The organism is Pseudomonas sp. 4CAES_32.4, assembly GCF_058136335.1.
In genome coordinates this window covers 3,910,680-3,937,130 of the sequence record NZ_CM176882.1, presented here as the reverse complement: position 1 = coordinate 3,937,130, position 26,451 = coordinate 3,910,680, and the positions used below count along the sequence as shown (strand labels likewise).

At 60.6% G+C, this 26,451-nt stretch carries 27 protein-coding genes; 17 read left to right on the top strand and 10 right to left on the bottom strand.

Annotation, left to right across the window (positions count from 1 at the left end; all coding sequences use genetic code 11):
* Window positions 1-47 precede the first annotated feature (47 nt).
* Window positions 48-341, top strand: a complete 294-nt coding sequence (locus tag AC3Y64_RS17670) for a hypothetical protein (RefSeq protein WP_489984683.1) — start codon at window positions 48-50, stop codon at window positions 339-341.
* Here the strand turns inward: AC3Y64_RS17670 and AC3Y64_RS17665 are convergent, their stop codons facing one another.
* Complete coding sequence (locus tag AC3Y64_RS17665; RefSeq protein ID WP_489984682.1) at window positions 342-1,985, bottom strand: sensor domain-containing diguanylate cyclase; 1,644 nt, start codon at window positions 1,983-1,985, stop codon at window positions 342-344.
* A 177-nt stretch (window positions 1,986-2,162) separates the two neighbouring features.
* On the opposite strand from AC3Y64_RS17665, the gene AC3Y64_RS17660 reads away from it, so the two are divergent.
* Entirely contained in the window at window positions 2,163-2,498 is a 336-nt protein-coding gene (locus tag AC3Y64_RS17660) for a hypothetical protein (protein ID WP_489984681.1), read from the top strand.
* Window positions 2,499-2,571: 73 nt separating this feature from the next.
* On the opposite strand, the gene AC3Y64_RS17655 is transcribed toward AC3Y64_RS17660, so the two are convergent.
* Window positions 2,572-3,051, bottom strand: a complete 480-nt coding sequence (locus AC3Y64_RS17655) for a phage infection protein (protein WP_489984680.1) — start codon at window positions 3,049-3,051, stop codon at window positions 2,572-2,574.
* A gap of 123 nt (window positions 3,052-3,174) precedes the next feature.
* The gene (locus AC3Y64_RS17650; RefSeq protein ID WP_489984679.1) at window positions 3,175-3,744 is read right to left on the bottom strand and encodes a chorismate mutase; all 570 of its coding nucleotides are present in this window, start codon (window positions 3,742-3,744) and stop codon (window positions 3,175-3,177) included.
* A gap of 158 nt (window positions 3,745-3,902) precedes the next feature.
* On the opposite strand from AC3Y64_RS17650, the gene AC3Y64_RS17645 reads away from it, so the two are divergent.
* From AC3Y64_RS17645 to AC3Y64_RS17630, 4 genes are all read left to right on the top strand, one after another.
* Window positions 3,903-5,261 (top strand): MATE family efflux transporter, encoded by a 1,359-nt coding sequence (locus AC3Y64_RS17645; RefSeq protein ID WP_489984678.1) that lies wholly within the window; start codon window positions 3,903-3,905, stop codon window positions 5,259-5,261.
* A 92-nt stretch (window positions 5,262-5,353) separates the two neighbouring features.
* Entirely contained in the window at window positions 5,354-6,352 is a 999-nt protein-coding gene (locus tag AC3Y64_RS17640) for an acyltransferase family protein (RefSeq protein ID WP_489984677.1), read from the top strand.
* A gap of 93 nt (window positions 6,353-6,445) precedes the next feature.
* Window positions 6,446-7,003, top strand: a complete 558-nt coding sequence (locus tag AC3Y64_RS17635; RefSeq protein WP_489984676.1) for a YceI family protein — start codon at window positions 6,446-6,448, stop codon at window positions 7,001-7,003.
* Between the two features lie 59 nt (window positions 7,004-7,062).
* Window positions 7,063-7,749 carry a GNAT family N-acetyltransferase gene (locus AC3Y64_RS17630; protein ID WP_489984675.1) on the top strand — a complete coding sequence of 229 codons (687 nt, stop codon included), beginning with the start codon at window positions 7,063-7,065 and terminating at the stop codon, window positions 7,747-7,749.
* Window positions 7,750-7,794: 45 nt separating this feature from the next.
* Here AC3Y64_RS17630 and AC3Y64_RS17625 read toward each other — a convergent pair whose 3' ends face one another.
* On the bottom strand, window positions 7,795-8,913 hold the full coding sequence (locus AC3Y64_RS17625) for a DmpA family aminopeptidase (protein ID WP_489984674.1): 1,119 nt from the start codon (window positions 8,911-8,913) through the stop codon (window positions 7,795-7,797).
* A gap of 179 nt (window positions 8,914-9,092) precedes the next feature.
* Between AC3Y64_RS17625 and AC3Y64_RS17620 the strand changes: the two genes are divergently transcribed.
* A complete protein-coding gene (locus AC3Y64_RS17620; protein ID WP_489984673.1) occupies window positions 9,093-9,872 on the top strand; it encodes a helix-turn-helix transcriptional regulator in 780 nt (259 codons plus the stop codon).
* 136 nt (window positions 9,873-10,008) lie between these two features.
* Here AC3Y64_RS17620 and AC3Y64_RS17615 read toward each other — a convergent pair whose 3' ends face one another.
* A complete protein-coding gene (locus AC3Y64_RS17615; RefSeq protein ID WP_489984672.1) occupies window positions 10,009-10,950 on the bottom strand; it encodes a class I SAM-dependent methyltransferase in 942 nt (313 codons plus the stop codon).
* Window positions 10,951-11,149: 199 nt separating this feature from the next.
* Between AC3Y64_RS17615 and AC3Y64_RS17610 the strand changes: the two genes are divergently transcribed.
* Window positions 11,150-11,563 (top strand): response regulator, encoded by a 414-nt coding sequence (locus tag AC3Y64_RS17610; protein WP_158954285.1) that lies wholly within the window; start codon window positions 11,150-11,152, stop codon window positions 11,561-11,563.
* Window positions 11,564-11,632: 69 nt separating this feature from the next.
* Window positions 11,633-12,298, top strand: coding sequence for an HAD family hydrolase (locus AC3Y64_RS17605; protein WP_489984671.1), 666 nt, complete (start codon window positions 11,633-11,635; stop codon window positions 12,296-12,298).
* A gap of 396 nt (window positions 12,299-12,694) precedes the next feature.
* On the opposite strand, the gene AC3Y64_RS17600 is transcribed toward AC3Y64_RS17605, so the two are convergent.
* Both AC3Y64_RS17600 and AC3Y64_RS17595 read right to left on the bottom strand, forming a co-directional pair.
* Window positions 12,695-13,354, bottom strand: coding sequence for a methyltransferase family protein (locus AC3Y64_RS17600; RefSeq protein ID WP_489984670.1), 660 nt, complete (start codon window positions 13,352-13,354; stop codon window positions 12,695-12,697).
* A 255-nt stretch (window positions 13,355-13,609) separates the two neighbouring features.
* On the bottom strand, window positions 13,610-14,506 hold the full coding sequence (locus tag AC3Y64_RS17595) for a LysR substrate-binding domain-containing protein (protein ID WP_489984669.1): 897 nt from the start codon (window positions 14,504-14,506) through the stop codon (window positions 13,610-13,612).
* A gap of 113 nt (window positions 14,507-14,619) precedes the next feature.
* On the opposite strand from AC3Y64_RS17595, the gene AC3Y64_RS17590 reads away from it, so the two are divergent.
* Genes AC3Y64_RS17590 through AC3Y64_RS17580 form a run of 3 tightly spaced genes read left to right on the top strand, consistent with a single transcriptional unit; the run spans window position 14,620 to window position 16,870 of the window.
* Window positions 14,620-15,642, top strand: a complete 1,023-nt coding sequence (locus tag AC3Y64_RS17590; protein WP_489984668.1) for an aldo/keto reductase — start codon at window positions 14,620-14,622, stop codon at window positions 15,640-15,642.
* Window positions 15,639-16,436 carry an SDR family NAD(P)-dependent oxidoreductase gene (locus tag AC3Y64_RS17585; protein ID WP_489984667.1) on the top strand — a complete coding sequence of 266 codons (798 nt, stop codon included), beginning with the start codon at window positions 15,639-15,641 and terminating at the stop codon, window positions 16,434-16,436. The genes AC3Y64_RS17590 and AC3Y64_RS17585 overlap by 4 nt, the downstream gene beginning before the upstream one ends.
* Before the next feature lie 23 nt (window positions 16,437-16,459).
* Complete coding sequence (locus tag AC3Y64_RS17580; protein WP_489984666.1) at window positions 16,460-16,870, top strand: SRPBCC family protein; 411 nt, start codon at window positions 16,460-16,462, stop codon at window positions 16,868-16,870.
* A gap of 136 nt (window positions 16,871-17,006) precedes the next feature.
* On the opposite strand, the gene AC3Y64_RS17575 is transcribed toward AC3Y64_RS17580, so the two are convergent.
* Both AC3Y64_RS17575 and AC3Y64_RS17570 read right to left on the bottom strand, forming a co-directional pair.
* Entirely contained in the window at window positions 17,007-18,401 is a 1,395-nt protein-coding gene (locus AC3Y64_RS17575) for a sensor histidine kinase (RefSeq protein WP_489984665.1), read from the bottom strand.
* Window positions 18,379-19,062, bottom strand: a complete 684-nt coding sequence (locus AC3Y64_RS17570; protein WP_122590190.1) for a response regulator transcription factor — start codon at window positions 19,060-19,062, stop codon at window positions 18,379-18,381. Before AC3Y64_RS17570 ends, AC3Y64_RS17575 begins: the two co-directional genes overlap by 23 nt.
* A 307-nt stretch (window positions 19,063-19,369) precedes the next feature.
* On the opposite strand from AC3Y64_RS17570, the gene AC3Y64_RS17565 reads away from it, so the two are divergent.
* The 5 genes from AC3Y64_RS17565 (at window position 19,370) to hcnC (ending at window position 24,280) form a co-directional block, all read left to right on the top strand.
* Window positions 19,370-20,299 carry a hypothetical protein gene (locus AC3Y64_RS17565; RefSeq protein ID WP_158954301.1) on the top strand — a complete coding sequence of 310 codons (930 nt, stop codon included), beginning with the start codon at window positions 19,370-19,372 and terminating at the stop codon, window positions 20,297-20,299.
* 226 nt (window positions 20,300-20,525) lie between these two features.
* Window positions 20,526-21,065 carry a hypothetical protein gene (locus AC3Y64_RS17560; RefSeq protein ID WP_489984664.1) on the top strand — a complete coding sequence of 180 codons (540 nt, stop codon included), beginning with the start codon at window positions 20,526-20,528 and terminating at the stop codon, window positions 21,063-21,065.
* Between the two features lie 242 nt (window positions 21,066-21,307).
* Window positions 21,308-21,622, top strand: a complete 315-nt coding sequence (hcnA, locus tag AC3Y64_RS17555) for a cyanide-forming glycine dehydrogenase subunit HcnA (protein ID WP_158954307.1) — start codon at window positions 21,308-21,310, stop codon at window positions 21,620-21,622.
* Window positions 21,619-23,028, top strand: a complete 1,410-nt coding sequence (gene hcnB, locus AC3Y64_RS17550) for a cyanide-forming glycine dehydrogenase subunit HcnB (protein WP_489984663.1) — start codon at window positions 21,619-21,621, stop codon at window positions 23,026-23,028. Before hcnA ends, hcnB begins: the two co-directional genes overlap by 4 nt.
* Window positions 23,021-24,280, top strand: coding sequence for a cyanide-forming glycine dehydrogenase subunit HcnC (gene hcnC, locus AC3Y64_RS17545; protein WP_489984662.1), 1,260 nt, complete (start codon window positions 23,021-23,023; stop codon window positions 24,278-24,280). The genes hcnB and hcnC overlap by 8 nt, the downstream gene beginning before the upstream one ends.
* 168 nt (window positions 24,281-24,448) lie before the next feature.
* Here the strand turns inward: hcnC and AC3Y64_RS17540 are convergent, their stop codons facing one another.
* The gene (locus AC3Y64_RS17540) at window positions 24,449-26,257 is read right to left on the bottom strand and encodes a monovalent cation:proton antiporter-2 (CPA2) family protein (RefSeq protein ID WP_489984661.1); all 1,809 of its coding nucleotides are present in this window, start codon (window positions 26,255-26,257) and stop codon (window positions 24,449-24,451) included.
* Between the last annotated feature and the right edge of the window lie 194 nt (window positions 26,258-26,451).

The window sequence follows — 26,451 nt, the reverse complement described above, 5'->3', positions numbered from 1 at the left end:
CGCTATTTCTAACCGGCCGGCACACCGCCGTTACCTCGGAGCACACGATGAAATTGTTGATGTTGACCGCGCCGCTGTTACTCGCCAGCGGATTGGCTCAGGCCGCCATCCCGATGTTCAACGCCACTTGCCCAGGCAAGATCGAAGTCCACGCCGATGAGGGCGGGCCGATCTACATCAACGGCAAGGAAGGCAAGCTGAAGAAATTCAACGAGAACTACTTTGAGGCCAAGGGCGCGGGCGTGACCATTTCCTTGAGCATCAACCCCGATGGCTCGGCCGGGGTCTCGTACACCGGCAAGAACAGAGCCAACGGCATTTGCGAAGTGAAGAAGGCCTGATCACGCCACCTGATTTCGGCCTGCCGCTTTCGCTTGATACAACTGCTGGTCGGCGCGCTTGATCAGTGCGCTGTGGTTGTTGTCCGCCGGATCGGCCAGACCGACGCCGATGCTCACGGTCACATGCTCGACGACCGGGAAGTGCGCCTCGGCGATGGCCACACGAATCTTTTCCGCGACCACCTCGGGGGTGTCGGGTTGGGCGATTTCCGGAAGCAGCACGGCGAACTCTTCGCCGCCGTAGCGGGCGACGAAATCGGTGGTGCGCAGGCTGCTCTGAATCAACTGCGCCAACTGCTTGAGCACGTCATCACCGACGGCATGCCCGTGGGTATCGTTGATCCGTTTGAAGTGGTCGGCGTCGATCAGCAGCAGCGCAAACGGGCGACCGGTGCGCCGTGACAGCAACGTGTACTCGGTGAGTTTTTCGTCGAAGCGCCGACGGTTGTAAGCGCCGGTCAAGCCATCGTGAACGGCCAGGCTCAGCAGTTCGGCGTTGGCCTGGGTGAGGGCGGCGGTGCGTTGGGCGACGGTGGCTTCCAGCGAGGCGTTGGCCTCTTGCAGTTCGCGCTCCTTGCCGAGCAGCGATTGCGTCATCGCATCCAGTGACTGGCCGAGCTGGGCAATTTCCTGCACCGGATGCTCAAGGGGAAAACGCGCACCGGGTTCGTTGCGCTGAACCTGTTTGGCCGAACGCGCGAGCTGTTCGATCGGACGGCTCAGGTACAGCGCCACGTAATACGCGACCAGACCGAAAAGCACCGCCGCGACGACACCGAGAATCAGCAATTTATACAGCAGCAGGCGTGCCGGTTGCAGTGCGGTTTCCAAAGGTTGGCGCACGGCAATCGACCACGACAGCGCGGTACTCGATGGCGTCGGTACGGTGACCATACTGGTCAGGTAGCCATCGCCCACCGACCAGCCCGGCGCAGGCGAGTTATTCGCCGCCAGTTGCTGGCCCATCAATGCTTCGGGGTACAACACCTTGCCGTCGTGATCGACGATCAGCGCTTCGATATCCGGTGCAGAATTCTTATGGGAAAACGCCGCCGATTCGACAATTCGCGTCACCCAGCTCCAGTGCGCATGAGCACCGAGTACGCCGATCACCTGGCCTTCGGCATTGCGGATCGGCGCGGCGAAATCGATGAATCGCAGCGGTTCGCCATTCGGCATGCCCGGCAGCAATTTGGCCAGCAGCACGGCTTCGTGGGGATCGCCGGTGTATTCGCCGCGCAACCCGGCCTGGAACCACGGGCGCTGTTGCACCGATTGACCGACCAGCAAATTGTTCACGGCTTGATGCACGTTACCGTTGGCATCGGTCACGCCCATCCACGCATACTCGTTGCGGGCCTGGGTGCGCAATTGCATCGATTTGAGAATCGCCGGGTTATCCAGATCGCCGCGCTCCAGATGCGGGGCGCGGCTGAGCAGATAAACCTCCAGTTGCCGCTCGCGCAGTTGTTCACCCAATAACGAGGCGGCTGAACGTGCGGTGTTGAGCAAGGCGTTGCCACTGGCCTGTTTCATTTGTTCAGTGGCGATGTGGCCGACGTAGAAACCCACGCTCAACAGCGTCAACAGGGACAAACCGGTAAACCAAAGGGTGAGATGGCTACGCAGACTGGCTTTGAGCATGGGCGATGATTGTCTGTCTTGATTGGCGTGGCGCCATGGTATGCGACATCGCCGACGGGCTGCCAGCGAAGCGGCAAAATGAAACTTGTCGAGATTGATACCAAGACGCCATCATTTTCGCTAAGGTATGCGCCGCCCGAGAGACGGATCCCGGGCGTTTTCCTATGGAGTTTTACCGTGAAGTACTTCAGCAAAGTAGTCGCCGCCGCCCTGTTCGGTGCGGTTCTGGCAGGTTGCACTGGCACCCCGATGAACACCCAGCATTACGACAGCAACCAGTACACCGTGATCGGCCACAGTGAAGCCACCGCCACTGGTCTGCTGCTGTTCGGCGTAATCCCGATCCAGCAGAACAACCGCTTCGTCCGCGCCCAGACCGCCGCGATCAAAGCCAAGGGCGGCGACGCCATGATCAACACTCAAGTTCAGGAAAACTGGTTCTGGGCCTGGGTTCTGACCGGTTACACCACCAAGATTTCCGGTGACGTGGTCAAGCTCAAAACCGTGCAATAAGCCTCGGTTGAACGCAAAAAAGCCCGGCTGATCAGGCCGGGCTTTTTTGTGGACGTGCGGTACAACTATTGGATCATGCGACGCGGCGCTCGATCAGACGATCCGAGCCACCTTCGGCAACACGGCGTTCCAGCAGACGATCCGAGCCACCTTCGGCAACACGGCGTTCCAGCAGACGATCCGAGCCACCTTCGGCAACACGGCGCTCGAGCAGACGATCCGAGCCACCTTCGGCAACACGGCGTTCCAGCAGACGATCCGAGCCACCTTCGGCAACACGGCGTTCCAGCAGACGATCCGAGCCACCTTCGGCAACGCGGCGTTCGAGCAGACGATCCGAACCGCCTTCGGCAACACGGCGTTCGAGCAGACGATCCGAACCACCTTCGGCAACACGGCGTTCGATCAGACGATCCGAACCGCCCTCAGCCACACGGCTTTCAATCAGCTTGTCCGAACCGCCTTCGGCGATCATGGTGTGAGCCGGGGTGGCGGCAAAAGCGTTAACTGCGAAAACCGAGAAAGCGATGCTGAGGATGGTTTGGCGTTTCATGATCGTGTGCTCCAGAAGGTTGTTTGTTTGTCTGGAGCCGATCTTACGCCGCGGATTTTTTATGAGAACTTCATTGGCGTGATGGTGACTATCGACGCCAACGATGTTTACCAAAACCCCGGATTACCGGGCCGTCGCGCGAACACACAACTCCCCGGTGGCGCGCGTCAACGCCAGTTCATGCAACGCATCCTTGGTCAGACCGCTGCGAGCCTCGGCCAGCCATGCCGGGCAATTAGGGTCCTGGCGATAGGGCGTGAAGTCGGCGTACTGCTGCAATAGACGGGTTTGCAGTTCGTCCAGCTGCGGGCGAATCTGCCTGGCGAGATCCGGACGCTGCGTATCCGGCGCTGCACCGACGGCTTGCCACTGTGCGAGCAAACCGTATTGCACCAGTTTGTTCGCTTCCATTTGTGCGGCGAGCAGTTGCGCCACGTCTTCCGGGTCGAGCTTGCGTTCGCTGGCCAGCGTGCGCGCGTTGGCGATCACCTGCGCTTCTCGAGGGCTGTCCTGAATCGGCTTGCCGCTGTCCCATTTGGTCAGCGCGACGAGATCGCCGATGTTCAGGCGTTCGTTGAGGGTTTCCAGCAAGGGTTTCAGCGCTTGCGGTTGGCTGGCTGTCGGGGCTGCCTGGGCGGTCGCGGCGCAGAGGACGAAGAGCGTGCCGGTCAGCACGTGGGGCAAGCGGGGCATGGACAAAACCTCTTTGAAGGAAATGGACGTGGGCGGTTATTTAACACAGCCGGGCGCCGACAATAAACGTCGATGTGAAATGTTAATTGCACCCCGCAGGCAACTCACCGAAGCTATCCTGTCTTAGCCCTCCCGCCGTCGAGATGGACCTCCAGTCAATGCAAACCCCCGCTGCCGTCAAACCCCTCTGGCAAACCTACCTGCTGTTTCTGGCGCCGATGGTGCTGTCGAACTTTTTGCAGTCGATGTCGGGCACGGTCAACAGCATCTACATCGGCCAGATGCTCGGTACGCAGGCGTTGGCGGCGGTGTCGGGGATGTTTCCTATCGTGTTCTTCTTTATCGCGCTGGTGATTGGCCTAGGCGCCGGTGCCGGTGTGCTGATCGGCCAAGCGTGGGGCGCGCGTGAGCCGCACATGGTCAAGGCGATTGCCGGGGCGACGCTGTTGCTCGGCGTGCTGATTGGTCTGGTCGCGGCGGTGCTCGGCAGCGTTTTTGCGCGGCAGGCGTTGACCGGGCTGGGGACGCCGGCGGATGTGCTCGATGATGCGGTGGCGTATGCCCATGTGATGCTGTGGATCTTGCCGTCGCTGCTGGTGTTTGTGCTGTTCACGCAATTGCTGCGCGGGGTGAGCGATACGTTATCGCCGCTGTTGGCGTTGATCGTGTCGACGTCGGTCGGTCTGGCACTGACGCCAGCGTTGATTCGCGGCTGGTTCGGCTTGCCGCAACTGGGCATTCAGAGCGCGGCGTATGCGGGGCTGGCCGGTAACCTGGCGGCGATGGCGTGGCTGGCATGGCGACTGATTCGCAAGGGCCATCCGCTAGCGCCCGACCGTGAGTTCTTCGCCGCCCTGCGGCTCAATGGGGCGATTCTCGGCAAGGTGCTGCGCATCGGCCTGCCGACCGGCGTGCAGATGATTGTGCTGTCGCTGTCGGAGCTGGTGATTCTGGCGCTGGTCAACCAGCACGGTTCGCAAGCGACGGCGGCGTATGGCGCGGTGACGCAGATCGTCAACTACGTGCAGTTCCCGGCGCTGTCGATCGCGATCACCGCGTCGATCCTCGGCGCACAGGCGATTGGCGCCGGGCAACTGGAGCGCATGGCGCCGATTCTGCGCACCGGGCTGCTGATCAACGTGTGCCTGACCGGCGGTCTGATCGTGATGGGGTATCTGCTTTCGCACTGGCTGCTGGGGCTGTTCCTTACCGAAGAGCCAACCCGGGTGATGGCTGAACATCTGCTGCACATCATGTTGTGGAGCCTGCTGGTGTTCGGCTTTCAGGCGATCATCGGCGGCATCATGCGCGCCAGCGGCACGGTGCTGGTGCCGGTGGTGATCGCGATTGTCTGCGTGGTCGGCGTGCAGTTGCCGGCGGCGTATTGGCTGGATGCGCAATATGGATTGCAGGGGGTGTGGATGGCGTTTCCGGTGGCGTACCTGAGCATGCTGGTGTTGCAGACGCTGTATTACAAACTGGTCTGGCGCCATCAGAAAATCGAGCGGTTGGTGTAGGCGCTGCCGCAGAGGGGGGAAATTTTGCTGTTATCCGAGCAGAAAGCATCGTAGGTTACGCGCCATAACTATAAGGTCGTTCGAGGGTGTAAATGGGGGCTTTTCGGCTGCTGCTGGCGGTGCTGGTAGCTGTTTCACATATGGGCGTAACCTTTTACGGGCTCAATCCCGGCGTGGTAGCGGTGATTTCCTTTCTGATCATCAGCGGTTTCGTCATGACCTCGCTGATCGAGCGTAACTACGACTCGAAGAGCAAATTCCCCGCGTTCTATCTGGACAGGGCCTTGCGTCTGTATCCACAGTTTTTGTTCTATTTCATCGCGTCGTGCATCGTGGTGCATGAGCTGATGCCCGGTTCCGCACCTGACCTCGAATTGACGTTGCCGCGCATTGTCGCGAGCCTGGCCATCGTGCCGCTGGATTTCTCTATGTTCGAGGTTTCGAGCGTGTGGATTCTGCCGCCCGCGTGGTCGCTGGGGCTGGAGATGTGTTTTTACCTGGTAATTCCTTTTCTGCTTGTCTTCAAGTGGCGCGGCGCTGCGTTCGTCTTGTCTGTCGGCGTATTTCTGCTGGCGTGTTTCGGTTACATCAACACGGATTACTATGGCTATCGCTTGTTGCCGGGCGTGCTGTTCATGTTTTTGTGCGGTAGCTATTTGTACAAAGCCAACCGCAGAGGGCTGGCGGTGGTGGCCGCGACAGCGATCGGCGCGGGGCTGTTGTTTGCGGCGATCATGGCGGGCCTGATTGAACGCCAGCCTTACAACGCCGAGGTGACGCTGGGCACCGCGCTGGGAATTGCGGCGGTGTATTGGCTGAGCCGGCTCAAATATCACCGTCTCGACGAGTTTCTCGGGAATCTCAGCTATGGCGTGTTTCTCAATCACTTTGTGCTGATTTACGCGCTACACGGTTTCTGGTCGGGGACGTACGATGCAGCAATCATCCTGGCTGTGTTGCTGGCCGCTTTTTTGTGCAGCGGTCTGACTTACTACTGCATCGAGCGGCCAGCGTTGAAATTGCGCCATCGGCTTCGGGCAGGTGTGCGGCCGGGCGCCGCTGATGTTCGCTACGCTGAAGCCCTGGTCTGAGCGCAGGCACGCGACGTTGCAACTGGCGTAACCGGCGGATGTTTGCTTAAGTCAATCGAGGCCCTCGACGTCAAGCGCCGCCCGGAGAATCCCATGTCGATCCGATTGCTGCTGGCAGCCGCGTTTGTCCTGTGCGCCATCCCCGCTGCGCAGGCTGTCGAGTACACCCGGGTCAACACCCACGCCAGTCAGATCAGTTTCACCTACAACCAGATGGGCTCGCGGATGTACGGCACCTTCGCCAGGTTCGAGGCGACGCTGGATTTCGACACTGAGCATCTCGACCGCGCCCACACCACCTTGCACATTGATCTCACCAGCATCGACGCCGGCAGCGAAGACGCCAACACCGAACTGGTGAAACCGGCGTGGTTCGACACGGCAAAATTTCCGGTGGCAGTGTTTGAATCCAGCCACTTCACCGAGGTCGCCGAAAACCGCTATCTGATTGCCGGCCAACTGACCCTCAAAGGCATCACCCGCGACGTGCAGGTGCCAGTGGAATTGAAGCCGGACAGCGCCATCGGCATTTTTGACGGCGAACTGCTGCTCAAACGCGAAGAGTTCGGCCTCGGCGCGGGGGAGTGGGCGGACAGCGTGGTGTCCAAGGACATCGCCATCAAGTTCAAGGTGGTGGCGCCTCAGCAGTGAGTCCGCTGGCTAGGGTGACAAGGTATGATGTCGCGGTTTTCTGCCGGAGTTCACCCGCCATGTCACGCATCACCCACTACAAATCCCCCTGCCCGGAAGGCGTCAACAGCCAGATTCTGCAGATGGTCGTCGACTACCTGACGGACATCAGCGCCGTGGGCCTGGGCCCGAGCAATCTGCTCTACAACGTCTATCAGTACGCGGTCGGCTATGAGGTGCATCTGTATCTGGAAGCGTTGAATGGCGAGAAGGGCACCGAGGTGGAGTTGCTGGTGGCGACTGATGAGGATGATCCCGAGCAGGTGATTGGTTTCCTCCTGTACTTGCCGGTGCAGGGCGATTGGGAAGCCTGCAGCGTCGCCTACATGGCGGTGCGCGAAGGGCATCGGCGCCAGGGCGTGGCGCGGGCGATGATTGCTGACATGGTCGGCCGCTATCCCCATGCCGAACTGGCGTGCACGGTCGGCAAAGTCCCGTATTTCGAAGCGATGGGTTTTGAAGTGATCGGCTCGCGTGAGACCCAAGTGCTGATGAGCACACGGCACTATCGCAGCAACGGCTTGCGCGGATTTATCGATACCACGCCGATCTACCGTTCGCTGGAAGTGCAGCAGATTCACACCTATCTGCTGCAGAAAAACAGCAAACGCGCGATGCTCGATGCCGAGAAACAGCGTGACCGGCACCTTGATCAAACCACTCGCCACACCGAAGAATTTGTCCGCCAGCGCCTGACGCTGCACTGAGGGGCGCAGGCCAGCACATGCCCCACTCCTACAGGTTTTGCGGGGTTAGCGCGAGCCGGGCCAACCTGCTTTTTCGAGCGCGGCGAGCAGCGTTTGCGCGTCCAAGCCCGGCACGGAATGCCCATTGCCCTCGGTGCTGTCGCTGGCGAGCAAGGCGTTGATGATCGCTTCTTCGACCGCCTCGGTAGCCGCCAGAAACAGCTCGCTGATGTGATCGTTATTGACCATGCGCAAGCCGTCGCAGGTTGGCGCGCCTTTGCCTTCGTAGGCTGCTGGCGGGACGTGTTCGTTGCCAGTGGCGAAGGCTATGAAGATGTCGCCGCTGTGATCTTCGTTACCGCCGCCGGTGCGGGCCAGGCCGAGACTCGCCCGTTGCGCCAGACGCGTGCATTGATGGGGCAACAGCGGCGCATCGGTCGCCAGGCACACGACAATCGAGCCCATGCCCGGATGCGGCAGCGAGGCCCGCAGAAATGGCGAGTCCTTCTGTTCCATGTAGCGCCCGACCGGGTAACCGTCGACGCGCAATTCGCTGCGAATGCCGTGGTTGGCCTGGACGATGGCGCCGACGGTCCAGCCGCCCTGAGCATCGCTCAACCGACGCGAGGCGGTGCCGATGCCACCCTTGAATTCGTGGCAGATCATGCCGCTGCCACCGCCGACCGCGCCTTCCACTACAGGCCCGTCAGTGGCCGTGTTCAAGGCCTCAGCGACATGCAACGGTTTGACGTGGAAGCCGTTGATGTCGTTGAGCAAACCATCATAAGTCTCCAGCACCACCGGCATGTTCCAGTAGAGACGACCGTCGTCCGGTTGCTGCTCACGGTCCAGCGCAATCAGCGCATCACGCACCACGCCGAGGCTGTGGGTGTTGGTGAAGGCAATCGGGCTGGTGAGCAAACCGGCTTCGCGAATCCACTCAAGGCCCGTGGCATCGCCATTGCCATTGAGCACATGCACCCCGGCGAAACACGGTTGCTGGTTGGTCGAACCCCGACGCGGTTCGATCAGCGTGACGCCGGTGCAGATGTCCCGACCGGCCTCGCTGCGACCGCGCACATTGCTGTGGCCGACACGCACACCGGGCACATCGGTGATCGCGTTGAGCGGGCCGGGTTGCATCTGGCCGATGCGAATGTTGAGGTCACGGGCACGAGGTTTCATCGATTCTTGTCTCTCTTTAAAGGCAGATAAAAATGGCCCGGTGCTGTAACCGGGCCGGGTTGAACTCGGCCATGCGACACCGCATGATGCGGCGGGCCGGTATTCACAATGGGGGTCAGCCTATCGGGCTGATCGCGCCTGACCCATTCCCATCATGGGTTACACAGAAGGGGTAGAACGTGGACGCGTTGTTGCAGGAATTGCCGGTGCATCAGAGCCTGGCGCGGGTATTCGCCAGTGTCGGGCAGGACGGATTCTGGCGTGCGCTGGTCGACACCCTGCGCTTGCTGGTGCCAGTGGACAACGCGTTGGTGGCGGTGATGAAAGCCGGACAAACACCGCAATTGCTGATCGACCTCGACAGCAAGGGCAGCGCCGCCGAACAGGAGGAACTGGCCGATTACACTGCCGGCATGTATTTGCTCGATCCGTTTTATCAAGCCGCGTCGTTGGGCATCAGCGATGGTCTGCACAGCCTGGCGTCGGTCGCGCCGGACCAGTTTCTGCACAGCGAGTACTACCAGAGCTACTTCCGTTCGGTGGTCGGCGAGGACGAGTTGCAGTTCATGATCAACCTCGAAGCAGGCGTGCTCGGATTGTCCTTGGGGCGTTCGACGGCGTTCGGCTTGGCCGAGCAGGGCAGGTTGCTATGCGTGAGGGACTGGGTGTTGGCGGCGATGCGCCGACACGTGCAGTTGCTGCCACCGCAGGGGCCGGTGGCGGACGTGGCGGTCGGTGACCTGGCGACGTTGCTTGATCGCTTCGATGCCCGGCTGACCGCCCGCGAAGTCGACACGGCGCGGCTGATTCTGCAGGGTTTCTCCAGCAAAGCGATTGCCCAGCAGCTGGGCATTTCCCCGGAGACGGTAAAAGTACATCGGCGCAATCTTTATCAGAAGCTCAATGTCAGCGGGCATGGAGAGTTGTTTGCGCTGGTGTTGCGCCCACCATCGTCCTGAATCCCACTGAACCCTGTGGGAGCTGGCTTGCCAGCGATAGCTATGTTTCAGTCGCCGAAGATGTCGACTGTGCCGGCCTCATCGCTGGCAAGCCAGCTCCCACAATGAGCATTAGTTATCGGGGGCTGGCGGCGTATCAGGAGGTACGCTGAAAGACTAAAGCCTTGAGTCCGCTTTCAGGATCGACATCCGCAAACTCCGGCGGATTCTCCAGCCGCTGCTCGAAACGCAACCCCGGTGCTTCCTGCGTGACGCCATCAATCAGAAAGTCCGAACCGAACGCCGGATCGTTCATGCAGGCCAGTACGGTGCCCTGCGCCGTCAGCAATTCCGGCAAGCGGCGCAGTACGCGCTGGTAATCCTTGGTCAACAGGAAACTGCCTTTCTGAAACGATGGCGGGTCGATGATCACCAGATCGTACGGGCCGCTGTTGATGACTTTGCCCCAGGATTTGAACAGGTCGTGGCCGAGGAAGCTGACCTTGCTCAGGTCATGGCCGTTCAAACGGTGATTGTCGCGGCCACGGCTCAGGGCTGCGCGGGACATGTCCAGATTGACCACATGATCGGCGCCACCCTCGATCGCGGCCACGGAAAATCCGCATGTGTAGGCGAACAGATTCAACACACGCTTGCCGTTTGCCTGCTCGCGCACCCAGTTGCGGCCGTAGCGCATGTCGAGAAACAACCCGGTGTTTTGCTTGAGGCCCAGATCGACGCGATATTGCAAACCGCCCTCGACGATGGTCATTTCCTCGATCTCACTGCCGACCAGCCATTCAGCGGTGCTTTGTGGCAGATAGCGATGCTGGATCAACAAGGTGTGCGCGCCGCACTGCTGCCATTCCGGCGAACGGCTGATCTCCAGCAGCAAACGCTTGAGATCGTCCAGTTGCTCGGGCAGCGGCTCTTTGAACAACGCCACCAGCACCACGCCTTGCAGCCAGTCCACGGTCAACTGTTCCAGGCCCGGCCAGCAACGTCCGCGTCCGTGGAACAGGCGGCGGGTTTCGCCGGGTGCCGCCGCCAGCGCGGGCAGCAAATGAGCGTGGAGGGTGGCGAGGGCTTCAGGGTTCATCGGTCACGGTCGGCAAGCAAAAGGGCCGGCATTTTAACCACAAACCAGACGCCGCGAACGATTGTCGCTGAAGGGCCAAACCGGCCTTTTTGAAAAGAGCTGTATCAAAAATGAATTTCTACAGAGCCCGCTGCTCATACCAGATAAGCAGCGGATTCAAGCCGCTAAATCGTTAATGCTATTCAGGGAGTGCAGTTTCATGTGCCCAACACCAACGGCGGACGCGCACCTTCCTGGCGGGTTGATTCTGGTAGTCGAAGATGATCCGTTGATTCTGGAGTTTCTCTGCGAAATTCTTCAGGAGGAAGGTTTTGTGGTCGAACCGCACACCAGTGCGGACGCGGCTTCGCTCTATCTGGAGCAGCATGCGCAGCAAGTGGCGTTATTGCTCACCGATATCACCATGCCCGGTACGCTCAATGGTGCGGATTTGGCCAACCTGGTCGGTGACCGCTGGCCGGAAAAGCCGGTGATGGTCATGTCTGGCTATGAAACGCCGGAGACTTCCGGGGTCAAGCATTCGGTGGCGTTCATCAAAAAGCCTTGGGCCATCGGTCAGTTGCTCGACTGTGTGGACAGTGCTTTCAAGTCCAAGGCCCCGCGCCTGCACTGACACGCTGGGTGAATCGGCCCGGCAAGTGCTACATTGCCGGCCCGGTTTCTTGTCAGAGGATGCGACGTTTTGTCTGCTCACGATTCTGTTTTCGATCGCGCGTTCGGCGCGTTCCTGTTCGACATGGACGGCACCGTCCTCAATTCCATCGCCGCTGCCGAGCGCATCTGGTCAGCGTGGGCCGTGCGTCATGGCGTTGACGTGGCAACATTCCTGCCGACCATTCACGGCGCGCGAGCCATCGATACGATCAATCGCCTGAACCTGCCCGGCGTCGATGCCGAGGCGCAAGCGGCGTTCATCACTCAAGCGGAAATCGAAGACGTCGAAGGCATTGTCGAGATTCCCGGCGCGGCAGCGTTTCTCAACAGCTTGCCGAAAGATCGCTGGGCGATGGTGACCTCGGCGCCACGGGATCTGGCCTTGCGACGCATGGCGGCGGCAGGGATTCCCGAGCCTTTGCTGATGATTACCGCTGAAGATGTGCAGGCGGGCAAACCGGATCCGGCGGGCTATCTGCTGGCCGCCAAACGTCTAGGACTTGAACCGCGCGATTGCCTGATTTTCGAAGACGCCACCGTCGGTATCCAGGCGGCTGAAGCGGCCGGCGCGCCGCTGATGATCATCACCACCACGCATCAGCATCCGCTGGAAACGGCGCATGCAACGTTGGCCAGTTATGCGGACATCCGCGTTAAAGTCGACAGCGATGGTCTGCGCCTGAAAAACAACTGACACAACACAATCCCTTGTGGGAGCTAGCCCTGCTAGCGATAGCGCCGGCACAGTCAGCATTTACTTTGCCTGACACACCGCATCGCTAGCAGGGCTAGCTCCCACAGGGATTTTTTGTGCTGCTGGATATCAGGGAGTGTACGCAAAACCTGTGGGAGCCAGCCCTGCTGGCGATGGCGGTGGGTCAGTCATGGAGATGTTGACCGTGCCGGCGATATCGCTAGCAGGGCTAGCTCCCACAGTGATTTTTTGTGCTGCTGGATATCAGGGAGTGTACGCAAAACCTGTGGGAGCCAGCCCTGCTGGCGATGGCGGTGGGGCAGTCATGGAGATGTTGACTGTGCGGCCCTATCGCTAGCAGGGCTAGCTCCCACAGGGATTGTGGCGAGGCTGCAGTCAGTAAACCCCCGGCAACAGCCGCCAACTCCGTGCGCAATAGGCCTCGTACTCTGCGCCAAACTGCGCACGCAGCAGCGCTTCTTCAGAATGAATTCGCGCAATCAGCGGAATCAACGTCAGCGCCGCCAGCAGTAGTCCGACCGTTGAGCGAAACGCCAGCGCCCAGCCCACGGCATTGATCACCAGCCCCAGATAACTCGGGTTGCGCAGGTGCTGATAGATGCCATCGGTGACCAACCGATGCCCCGGCTGAATCGCCACCAAGCCGCTAAACCGTCGCCCCAGTACAAACACTGGCCACAACCGCAGCGCGCCGCCGACGATAAACAGCAACGCCCCCAACCAGCGCACGCCGTCGCCACCGAAGGTCCAGACGTTCACCCGGTCACAGTAGGCCGGCAGAAAACCACTGACCAAACCGATCACAGCAAACGCCGGCAGCACCCAGCGATTGGCCCGGTCTTCGCGCTCGCCGGAGCTGAGATTGACTTCGGTAAACAGCGACGCCACCACCATCGCCACGGTTGCCAAAGCCACCACGACCAGCGAGCCGTGGGAGAAAAAGATCGCCACACCGCCAATGCCCCACACCGCCAGGCCCAGGTAGGCGAGGGTGGCGAGCACGGCGACCACGGTCATTTGCGCAGACATTCTCATGGCGATCTCACGACAGATGGCTGATTCGCTCAGTGTAGATCCGTCACAAAATCTGTGGCTGAGCGCTGCGTTCAGGATGGTCACAAAACATTGTGGGAGCTGGCTTGCCAGCGATAGCGGAGGGTCAGTCACCTTCGATTTTGGCTGTGCCGGCCTAATCGCTGGCAAGCCAGCTCCCACAGGTTTGGCGTCGTACAGAAAGTGTGAAATCCCTACTGAACCTGTGGGAGCGAGCTTGCTCGCGAAGGGGCCATTTCAGTCAGCGGAAATCTCGCCGTCAGTCAGGACTTTGCGGAACGTCTCCACCAACGGCCGCAAATTGACCCGGTGCCACGCCGCCCACAATGGCGTGGTCAACGTCAGCCACGGCACCTCACGCAACACCACTCCGGGCGGTGCGTTATGGCTCAAACCCTTCTGGATCATCGCAATCCCCAGCCCCGACGCCACCAGCCCCAGTGCGGTAAACGGCTCGGTCGCCTGCATGCGCACATCCGGGGTGAAGCCTGCGCGGATGCACGCGCTGACGAATTCGTCGTTGGCATCCTGACGCGGCTGCACGCCGATCCATTCCTGATCGGCCAGATCCTCGGGGCTCAGCAAAGCCTGCTGGGCCAACCGATGACGCTCGGGCAACGCCAGCAGCATTGGATCATCCAGCACCTGAAACCCCAGCAGATCCGGGTCGTCAGCGGTCGGCGGCTCACTCACCAAGGCGATATCGAGACTACGCTGTCGCAAGCCTTCCAGTTGCTCGGCGGAACTGAGGTTGTACAGCGCAACGTGGACGTTGGGACGATCGCCGCGCAGCACGCGCAAGGCATTCGGCAGCACTCCGGCGTGCATGGCGTTTTCGATGTAGCCGATGCACAAACCACCTTCTTCTCCACGGCCCAGACGCTTGCCGAGGGATTCCAGGCGATTGGCGTGGGTGAGCAGGGCGCGGGTTTCGGCGAGAAAGGTCAGGCCATCGCGGGTCAGGCGGATGCGCTGCTGGCTGCGCTCGAACAGGGTCAGGCCCAAACGTTCTTCGAGCTGGGCGATCTGCCGGCTCAGTGGCGATTGGGAAATATGCAGCCGTTCGGCGGCGCGGCCGACGTGTTCTTCCTCGGCGACTACAACGAAATAGCGCAATTGACGTATGTCGATCATGTCAGACCTATAGGGACTCAAGTTGCGCAGATTATGTCTTGGACGGTCTCGGCGCCGCAATCTAGGATCTGCTCAACGGTCACACAGACCCAGAACCTATCGAGGAATAACCAATGAGCTTGAAAGACAAACTGCCCGGCCAATTGGGCTTCGGCACCGCGCCACTCGGCAACATGTTCCGCGCCATTCCCGAAGCGGAAGCGCAAGCCACCGTGCATGCGGCGTGGGAGGCCGGCGTGCGTTATTTCGACACCGCGCCGTTCTATGGCTCCGGCCTGTCAGAAATCCGCCTCGGCGAAGCACTCAAGCAATACAAGCGCGACGAATACGTGCTCAGCAGCAAGGTCGGCCGGGTCATTCTCGATGAAGTCGAAGACGCTTCCGCCCGCGATCTCGGCGAGAAAAGCGGCGTGTTCGAGCACGGTCGCCCGAACAAGATCGTCAACGACTACAGCGCCGACGCGACCCTGCGCTCCATCGAAGACAGCCTCAAGCGCTTGCAGACTGACCGTCTCGATATCGTTTGGGTGCATGACATTGCTCAGGATTTCTACGGCGATCAATGGCTGGAATACTTCAACCAGGCGCGTACCGGCGCGTTCAAAGTGCTGACCCGTTTGCGCGAGGAAGGCGTGATCAAGGGCTGGGGCCTGGGCGTGAACAAAGTCGAGCCGTGCGAACTGACCCTCGACCTCAGCGAAGCGCAGCCGGACGGCTTCCTGTTGGCCGGTCGCTACACGCTGCTCGATCACGAACGTCCGCTGCAACGGCTGATGGATGCTGCGCGGGCGCAGAACGTCGAAATCGTCGTCGGCGGACCTTACAGTTCGGGGATCCTCGCCGGCGGCTCGCACTTCGAATACCAGCAGGCCAGCCCTGAAGTCATCGCCAAGGTCGAGCAGATCAAACGCATCGCCGCCGCTTACAACGTCGATATCAAAGCCGCTGCGCTACAGTTCTCGCTGGCTAATCCTGCTGTTGCGGCGGTCATTCCCGGGGCGAGCAAACCGGGTCGAATCGCTGAAGATGTCGCGGCGTTGTCGGCAACCATTCCTGCCGGTTTCTGGCAGGCCATGCGCGACGCCAAACTGGTTTCTGAACGTGCACCATTACCCATCGATGAGGTGAAAGCATGAAGATTGATCTGAGTGGAAAACTGGCCATCGTCAGCGGCAGCACCGCCGGCATTGGTCTGGGCATCAGCCAGTCGCTGGCCGAAGCCGGCGCGACGGTGGTGGTGATCGGCCGCGACTCCGGCAAGGTCGAGCAGGCGTTGGCGAGCATCCGCGAGAAAGTCCCGGGCGCGCAATTGCGCGGTTTGGCTGCGGATCTGGGCACAGCGGAGGGCGCGCAGACACTGTTCGCCGCCGAACCACGCGCCGACATTCTGGTGAACAACCTTGGCATCTTCGACGCTGTCGACTTCTTCGAAGCGCCAGACAGCGAGTGGACGCGGTTCTATGAGGTCAACGTGATTTCCGGCGTGCGCCTGGCGCGGCATTACGTGCCAGCAATGATCGAGCAGGGTTGGGGCCGGGTGATTTTCCTGTCTTCGGAATCCGGTGTGGCAACGCCGGCGGACATGATCAATTACGGCGTGACCAAAAGCGCCAATCTGGCGGTGTCCCACGGTTTAGCCAAACGTCTGGCTGGCACCGGCGTGACGGTCAATGCGATCCTGCCGGGGCCGACCTTCACCGACGGCCTGCAAGACATGCTCAAGGAGGCTGCCGCCGAGTCCGGGCGCAACTTGCGCGATGAGGCCGACGCCTTTGTACTCAAGGCCCGCCCGACCTCGATCATCCAGCGTGTCGCAGATGTTGAAGAGGTTGCGCACCTGGTCACCTACATTGCTTCGCCGCTGTCCTCGGCCACCACCGGCGCTGCTCTGCGCGTCGATGGCGGTGTGGTCGACAGCCTGACGATCTGAATTCCCGAGAGAGACGTTTATTTATGCCTACAGCATCAGCAACCATTGATATTCCAGCTTCGGCCGATCAGGTCTGGCAATTGATCGGCGGCTTCAACACGCTGCCGGACTGGCTGCCGTTCATTCCCAACAGTGAACTGAGCGACGGCGGTCGTGTACGTACGCTGCAAACCGCTGACGGCGGCGTCGTGGTTGAGCGTCTGCAAGCGTTCGACAACGCCACCAAGACCTACAGCTATTCGATTGAACATGCACCGTTCCCGGCGACGGATTATCTGGCGACGATCAAGGTCGAAGCCCAAGGGCAGGGCGCACGGGTGACATGGTCGGGGCGCTTCAACGCCAAAGGCGTGAGCGATGAGGAAGTGGTGGCGTTGTTCAGCGGCATCTACCAGGGTGGCCTCGAAGCACTGCGCGCCAATTACCCAACCTGAAGAACAGCACGATGATCGTTCCCACGCTCTGCGTGGGAATGCAGCCCGGGACGCTCAGCGTCCCTTTCGCAAGCTGGAACGCGGAGCGTCCCCTGAGGCATTCCCACGCAGAGCGTGGGAACGATCATGTCGGGAATCAGGAATTCTCGATCAGACTCTGCCGGCAATCGAGCACCAGTTTCGCCCCGCCGAGATCACTGCTGCTGACTTCAAGACTGAAGCCATGGAGGCTGACAATCGCCGCGACAATCGATAACCCCAAACCAAAACCACCCTGCGGCTGACCACCCTCGGCGCGATAGAAGCGCTGGAACACCGCTTCACGCTCAGCCTCGGGAATCCCCGGCCCGGAGTCGTGCACTTCAATCCGCGTCTGCCCACCCGCGTTGACGCCGCGCAACATCACCGTGCCGCCCGGCGGGGTGAACTTGATCGAGTTGCTTAGCAGGTTCGCCAACGCCTCGAACAGCAATGCCCGATCACCGTTCAGCGGCGGCAACGTCTCCGGCATGTTCAAGTCGAAACGCAGTTCGCCTTCCTCGGCCAGCGGCAAGTAAAACTCATGCAGTTCTTCCAGCAGTTGCACCGGATCGAGCTCGACAAAACCTGAACGGCGCTGGCGATCCTCCAGTTCGGAAATCCGCAGCAATCCGCGAAACCGCGCCATCAGCGTATCCGCTTCCGCCAGCACCAGATCCAGTTGCGCTGCTTCCTGCGACCCTTCGCCGGCCTGTTGCTGCATGCGATACAACTGCGCGCGCAAGCGTGTCAGCGGCGTGCGGAGATCATGGGCGATGTTGTCGCAGACGCCTTTGACTTCATTCATCAAGCGCTCGATGCGTTCAAGCATGGCATTGACGATGGCGGCGAGCATGTCCAGTTCATCGCGGCGATTGGACAACGGCAAGCGGTGTGTCAGGTCGCCGGCGACGATCGCCTGGGCGCTGGCCTGAATCGCCCGGATCCGCCGCAGCGGTCGGCGCCGCAGCAAATGCCAACCGGCAATCCCCGGCAGAATCGTCAGCGATACGCCCCAGAACAATGCATGCAAAATGATCCGCGTCACCGCGAACAGCGAGCCGTTGTCGCGCAACAACACCAGCCAGCGCCCGTCGCGGGTTTGCGTGGCGACGGCGTCGCAGCTGTCATTGGGCAGGGTTGGGTCGTCGGAGTTGGCGCAGTCGGCGAGCATGTGGATCTTGCCGTCCAGCGGCAGGCCTGCGGGGATCTGCTGGAGCGCGCCGCCGAGGTAAACGCCTTCGGCATCGAACAGGCCATAGGCGTCGATGCCGCGAATGTCGAAGGTCATGCTGGCGGCGAGCGCTTCTTCCAGTTGCTCACCGCGAAAGTGCGAGAACAGGTGCTGACGTTGCATCAGCGAATGTTTGGCGAGGTTGTCGAGGTAGCCGGAGACTTCGTAGTACATGACCCCCATGAGGATCGCGCTCCACGCCACGAACAGCGAACTGTACAGCGCCAGCAAGCGGCTGCTGGAAGAGCGCCAACCGTCAGACGGGTTCGGCAATGACATAACCCGAGCCCCGTACCGTGCGGATCAGCGGAACATTGCCCGCAGCGTCGATTTTCTTGCGCAGACGGCCAATGTGCACATCGATCAGATTGGTGCCCGGGTCGAAGTGATAGCCCCAGACCTCTTCGAAAATCATCATCCGCGAGAGAATCTGGCCGCTGTTGCGCATCAGGAATTCCAGCAGTTTGTATTCGGTCGGCAACAGCGTCAGCACCTGCTCGGCACGCCGCGCTTCATGGCTGATCAAGTCGAGTTCGAGGTCGGCCACCTGCAACGTCGTTGCCTGCGTGGCGCCACTGTTCTGTCGACGCAGCAACACTTCAACCCGCGCCGCCATTTCATCGGTGGCGAACGGTTTGGTCAGGTAGTCATCGCCGCCGGCGCGCAAACCGCGGACACGCTCATCGACATCGGAGAGGGCGCTGATCATCAGAATCGGTGTGGCCACGCCCATGGTGCGCAGGGTGGTGACGATGGCCAGGCCGTCGAGCTCGGGCAACATGCGGTCGAGGGTAATCAGGTCATAGTTGCCGCTCACGGCGCGGTCGAGACCTTCGCGGCCATTGTCGACCCAGTCGACCTCCAGCCCGTGGCTGCTCAATTCGGCAACGATTTCCCGGGCGGTCACGGCGTCGTCTTCGATGGTCAAGATACGAGTCATAGGCAGGCCTGCTGATCGGTTCAAACGGAATGGCTGCATTTTGCCAAGAATTTTCCGTGACGCTTTAAATTAACTTTCATGTTGACCTGTCACAAACGCAAATTTCGAACCTTTTGGATATTCGCCGCCAATGCATAAAACCCGCTGTTATCCGGCGCTTGTTGCAATTTGCATGGTTTGAGGAAGTTCATCTTTTCTAAATCATTGAAATAAAAGGATTTATTTAATCGACGCGACTGGCACGGTCGCTGCAATTCCTCTGATGACGAGTTGTAACACCATTTTTCATGCCTGGAGCAGAACAACAATGAATAGATCCCCTGATGGGTTTTATCCTGCCGCAGAAGAGTCGAGCAGCGTTTCGGGCGTGTCCTGGGGCGCGATCTTCGCCGGTGCTGCGGCTGCCGCTGCACTGTCGATGATTTTGGTCCTGCTCGGGTTCGGTTTGGGTTTCTCTGCCGTTTCACCGTGGGCCGGAGAGGGCGTCAGCGCCAAAGGCCTGGGCATTTCAACGATCGTCTGGCTGGCGGTGACGCAGATCATCGCTTCCGGTATGGGTGGCTACATCGCCGGTCGCTTGCGCGTGAAGTGGGCGAACATGCACGGTGACGAGGTGTATTTCCGCGACACCGCTCACGGCTTCCTCGCTTGGTGCGTGGCTACTCTGGTCACTGCAGTTCTGGTGGTAGGTTCGGTCAGCAGCGTCATCAGTGGCGGTGTGCAGGCTGGTGCCAGCGTTGCTGGCGGTGCAGCCAGTGCCATGACCCAAGCGGCCGGTACTGCTGCGGCGAACACCGACAGCAACCAGTACGGCTACTACATCGACAGCCTGTTCCGCGATGACCGTCCAGCCTCTGTCAGCGATGACGCGGCCCATGGCGCTGTGGCCCGCATTTTCGCGCAAAGCCTGGCCGATGGTCAGATGAGCGCCGAAGACCGTACCTACCTCGCGCAGTTGGTTGCACAACGTACCAACCTGACGCAGGCCGATGCAGAACGTCGTGTCGACGAAATCTACGCTCGCACTCAAAAAGCCCTGGCCGACGCCAAACTGAAAGCTCAGCAAGCTGCTGACACCGCCGCCAAAGTCGCCGCCCTGACTTCGCTGTGGATGTTCGTCGCGCTGCTGGCCGGTGCGTTCTTCGCCAGCTTCGCTGCAACCTTCGGCGGTCGTCGTCGCGATGCGGTCGAGTACGTCGAAGTCGACACCTACACCACTACCACTCCGGTCCGTTAAACAAGGAGATTCACCATGCGCTCACTACTGCTGTTTTTCCTCGGCATACCGATCCCGATCATTATCCTGATCGCCCTGTTCGTGCACTGAGTGCTCTATTGGGGCTCGTGCCTCGGCCGCTTCCACCTTCGGGTGGAAGCGGCTTTTTGCTTTCTGGCTGCCAACAAGGCGAGAATCCGCACCGGCAACGGGTCGGCCGCTGCACGCACGTTTAAGGATGAATACGTTGGACAAGCAAGAAATCAAACGCCGAGTTTTCGAAATGCTCGATGGCGGTCATTCCAAAACTGAGACCTTTAAGGCGCTGTCGGGGGGCAAGGTCAAGGATCGGGTATTGGCAGCCTGGATCGGGGCGCGTCCGGATCCCGTCCTCAGAAAGCGACACGCTATTAAAGTCAACATACTGGTGGCGCTGATGGGGATTATGGGACTTTTCGGGGGCATAGCCGGGCTTCTTCAAATCAACGACGGCGGCATCGCTATGGCGTTGGCCATGGTGATGATCATTGGCGTCATTCCGCTCTTGTTTGCGTGGGGCTTTTACAAGGGCATCGCGGTGGTTTACACCATCTATGTCACTTTGACGATTAGCCAGATTCCTCGCGAGTTTGTAGGCTTCAGTGAAGAGCCGGTGTCGACTCTGGTCGGAGTGGCTTTCATTCTGGCGATGGTGTTCTACGCCGCGTGGGTCAAATCGCTACTGTTCCCGGACCTTGCGTTAATCGGCCCGAGGAAGATCAAAGGGCAGTTCGTCTTCTCCAACTGATCGTTGGACAATCCCACCGCATTCACTGGCCTGGATCAATATTTCGTCCGGCGATATCGCCTACCGTAAATGATCCAAGCCTTTGCTGCGGTATCGACTACATTGCCTGTACGCGCACCGGTTGCGCTGACGGAGTACCGCAGTCAGACCCTCAAAATGCATTAGAAAAACGGGTCGACTCGGTGTAGTGCAGCAAGGAGCTGGCGCAACACTCCACTGACATTTCACGGAAGATCATCGCAATGCACTGCCTAGAAAGAACCTTCGATATCCAGCCGTTGGCGCAGGCGGATATGACCGTGCACATCAACGGTCAACCCGTAACGGCCGCCATCGGCGAAACCGTCCTCAGCGTTATTCAGTCCCTCGGCGTGCGCCAGATCGCGCGCAATGATCATAACCAGATCACGGGCGCCTATTGCGGCATGGGCGTGTGCCAGTGCTGTCTGGTGAAAATCAACGGTCGACACAAGCGCCGCGCTTGCCAGACCGTGGTGCGCGACGGCATGCAGATTGAAACCCAGGTCAATCGCATTACCGCGCAGGAGGTCGTATGAACCTGCAACCGGTGATCGTCGGCGGTGGCCCGGCGGGGATGGCAGCGGCCATCGAACTGGCACGCCACGGCGTGCGCTGCACTTTGCTGGAAGAAGCTTCGCGCCTCGGCGGCGTGGTCTATCGCGGGCCGCTGCGTGACGGCGTGCAACTGGATTATCTGGGGCCGCGTTACGCCGAAGCCCTGGGCAAACTGCACGGCGAATTTCAGGAGCAGTCCGGGCTGATCGATGTGCGCCTCAACCATCGCGTGGTCGGCGCCGAAGGCACCCGCGCATTGGTCGTGCTTGACGGCGATGAGCAACTGCACGAAATCCAATACCCACAGTTGCTGCTGGCTGCCGGTTGCCACGAGCGCAGTGTGCCGTTCCCTGGCTGGACGCTGCCGGGAGTGATCATGCTTGGCGGTCTGCAACTGCAGATCAAAAGCGGCGTGGTCAAGCCGCAAGGGCCGGTGATCATCGCCGGCACCGGGCCGTTGCTGCCGCTGGTGGCGACGCAACTGCATGCCTCCGGCGTCAGCGTTGCCGGCGTCTATGAGGCCTGCGCATTCAGCAAGATCGCCCGCGAGAGTCTGGCGCTGTTGAACAAGCCGCAGCTGTTCCTCGATGGCTTGAGCATGCTCGCCTACCTGAAACTCCATGGCATCCCGATGCAGTACGGCTGGGGCGTGGTCGAAGCCCACGGCGAGGGCGAATTGAAAAGCGTCAGCGTCGCGCCGTACTCGGCCACGTGGGAGCCGGATCTGTCTCGCGTCGAACGCTTCGAGGCACAGACGCTGGCGGTGGGTTACGGCTTCATTCCGCGCACCCAACTCAGTCAGCAAATGGGCCTCGATCACGGTTTCAGTGACGACGGTTACCTGCGCGCCCACGCGAATATCTGGCAGCAAAGTAACGAGCCGCACGTGCATTTGGCCGGCGACATGGGCGGGATTCGCGGTGGCGAAGCGGCGATGCTCGCCGGCAAGATCGCCGCGACTTCGATCCTGCTGCAACGCGGTGTACTCGAAGAAGAGCAGGCCCGCGTGCGCCGCGACCGCTACCTGAGCAAACTCAAAGCCATCGTGCGTTTCCGCGCTGCCGTGGATCGCTACACCGAACGCGGCGCCGGCCAGACCGCTTTACCCGCCGCCGACACGGTGATCTGCCGTTGCGAGCACGCCACCCGCGCCGACATCGACAAAGCGCTGGAGCAAGGTGTGCAAGACATCGCCAGCCTGAAAATGCGCACTCGCGTGAGCATGGGCGATTGTCAGGGGCGCATGTGCATCGGCTATTGCAGTGACCGACTGCGCCAGGCCACCGGACGCAAGGACGTCGGTTGGCTGCGTCCGCGTTTCCCGATTGATCCGATTCCTTTTTCCGCGTTCCAGTCCGTCGGCACGGAGGCCGCTTCCCATGAGTAAGTTCTACGACGTGGTTATCGCCGGCGGCGGCGTGATCGGCGCCTCCTGCGCCTATCAATTGTCCAAACGCAAAAACCTCAAAGTGGCGCTGATCGATGCCAAGCGTCCGGGCAACGCGACCCGTGCTTCAGCCGGCGGTTTATGGGCGATTGGCGAGTCGGTCGGCCTCGGTTGCGGGGTGATTTTCTTCCGCATGATGTCGGCCAACCGCAAGCGCGAAACCCAGGGCGCTGCGGTGGCCGTGGACGCGAGTACGCCGCACATTCTGCCGCCGTCGTTCTTCGATTTCGCCTTGCAGTCCAACGCCTTGTACCCGGCGCTGCACCGTGAGCTGAAAGACAATCACGGCATGGATTTCAAGTTCGAAAAGACCGGGCTGAAGTTCGTGATTTATGACGATGAAGACCGGCTCTACGCCGAGCACATTGTCGGCTGCATTCCGCATCTGGCCGATCAAGTGCGCTGGCTCGATCAAGCCCAGTTGCGCGAAGCCGAACCGAGCGTCAGCCATGCAGCACGCGGCGCGCTGGAGTTTCTCTGCGACCATCAGGTCAGCCCGTTCCGCCTCGCCGACGCCTACATGGAAGGTGCGCGGCAAAACGGCGTAGACATCTTCGTCAACACCAACGTCACCGGCGTGCTGCACCACGGCACCCGCGTGACCGGTGTGCAGACGGCCGAGGAGGGCGTGTTCCACTGCAAGACCCTGATCAATGCCGCGGGCGCGTGGGCGGCGGATCTGAGCGAGTGGGCCAGCGGCATTCGCATTCCGGTCAAACCGGTCAAAGGGCAGATTCTGCTGACCGAGCGCATGCCGAAAATCCTCAACGGCTGCCTGACCACCAGTGATTGCTACGTGGCGCAAAAGGACAACGGCGAAATCCTGATCGGCAGCACCACCGAAGACAAAGGCTTCGACGTCACCACCACCTACCCGGAAATCGCCGGGCTGGTGCTGGGTGCGGTGCGCTGCTTGCCGGAACTCAAGGATGTGAATCTGAAACGCACCTGGGCGGGCTTGCGTCCGGGTTCGCCGGATGAGTTGCCGATCCTCGGGCCGATGCGCGGCGTGGAGGGTTATCTGAATGCCTGCGGACACTTCCGCACCGGCATTCTGACCTCGGCGATTACCGGCGTGCTGCTGGACAAACTGGTCAACGATGAACCGCTGCCGCTGGACATCACGCCGTTTTTGGCGGATCGGTTTGAGGTGGCGCCGGTCAAGACGGAGCGCACGCTAGAGCCGGCGTGATTCAAGAAACATTGATGCTGAATGGGCTGGCGCCATCGCTGGCAAGCCAGCTCCCACAGTGATCGAGTCGTCCCCCTATTCTGTATACGACGCCGAACCCTGTGGGAGCTGGCTTGCCAGCGATGGCGCCAGCCCGGCCAGCCTCATATCTGGATCTGTGCAAAGACGTCAGGATTTGCGTGATTCCTCTTCAAGCTGATCCGATTCAAACAACCGCGCCAATTCCGCCCGGGCTTCCTGGGCGGTTTGCAGGACTTTCGCCGCGTCGTCGTAAACCGCGTGCTGCGCCTCCAGCACCTGTTCGTCGTGATGCTTGAAACGCTTGATCCGCGCATCGGCCTGAGCTTGGGTCAGACCCAGACCCACCAGCGTGCGACGGCTCATTTCCAGGCTCGAATAATAGGTTTCACGAATCGCCTCCGCGCCGACATCGACCAAGCGGTGCACGTGCTGACGGTTACGCGCCCGGGCGATGATCTTCATGTGCGGGTACAGCTTGCGCACCACCTCGGCGGTCTTGATATTGGTCTCCGGATCATCCGTGGCAATCACGAAGTATTCCGCCTCGCCAACCTTGGCCGCGTTAAGGATTTCCGGGCGCATCGGGTCGCCGTAGAACACTGGCACACCACCGAAACTGCGCGACAGTTCGATGGTTTCCACCGACGTATCCAGCGCCACGAACTTGATGTTCTGCGCACGCAGAATACGCGCCACGATCTGGCCCATCCGGCCCATGCCGGCGATCACCACGCGCGGCGTGTCAGTGTCGATCTCACGGTATTGTTCCGGCACTTCCACCGGTTGCACTTTCGGGCTGACCAGACGCGCGCAGACCAGCAGCAGCAACGGCGTCAACGCCATCGACAGGGTGATGGTCAGCACCAGCAGGTCGTACAGACGCGGCTCAAACAGACCTTGATCGCGACCGATCTTGAACACCACAAAAGCAAACTCACCGCCCGCTGCCAAGACAATCCCGAGGCGGATCGCACTGATCTTGTTCAAGCCTCCGGCCAAACGACCGACCACAAACAGCAGCGGCAATTTCAGACCAATCAGCAGCAGTGTGAGGCCCAGCACCGTGATCGGTGCGCTGAGCAGCAGACTCAGGTTCGCGCCCATGCCGACGCTGATGAAAAACAGCCCCAACAGCAGGCCTTTGAACGGCTCGATCTGCGCTTCCAGTTCATGCCGATACTCCGAATCCGCCAGCAGCAGACCGGCGAGAAACGCCCCCAATGCCATCGACACGCCGACCAGATCCATCAACCACGCCGTGCCAATGACCACCAGCAACGCCGTGGCCGTGGACACTTCGGGCAGACCGGTTTTCGCCACCACGCGGAACACCGGACGCAGCAGATAACGCCCGCCGACCACGACCACGGCGATGCCGCCGAGCACTTGCAAGGCGTGATTCAGATCTTCGGCGGTGCTGGTGGTGTGATTGCCACCCGCGAGCATCGGCACCAAGGCAATCAACGGGATCGCGGCGATGTCCTGGAACAGCAGAATCGCAAACGCCAGCCGCCCGTGCGGGCTGGTCAGTTCCTTGCGCTCGGCGAGGCTTTGCAGACCGAACGCCGTGGACGACAGCGCCAAGCCGAGGCCAAGCACAATCGCACTGTTCAACGGTTGGCCGAACACCGACAGCGCCAGCACGCCGATCACCGAAGCGGTCAGCAGCACCTGCGCCAGGCCGACGCCGAACACCGATTTGCGCATCACCCACAAGCGTCGCGGCGACAGCTCCAGACCAATGATGAACAGCAGCAACACCACGCCCAGTTCGGAGATATGCGCAACGCTCTGCGGATTGCCGATCAGGCCCAGTACCGATGGGCCGATGATCACCCCGGCAAACAGGTAACCGAGCACCGCGCCAAGTTGCAGACGTTTGGCCAAAGGCACGGTGAGCACGGCCGCGAACAGAAACACGACAGCGGCTTGCAACAGATTGCCTTCATGGGGCATGGGGAAACTCCTGACAACGGTACGGCGGGGGGTGACAAGGATAAGGGCTGAATCGATTCCAGATCCACCGAAGATCCCCTGGTAGGAGCTGACGAGTGCAACGAGGCTGCGATCTTCTGATCTTGTTTTTGATTGCAAAGAATCAAGATCAAAAGATCGCAGCCTGCGGCAGCTCCTACAGGGGATCTTCATGG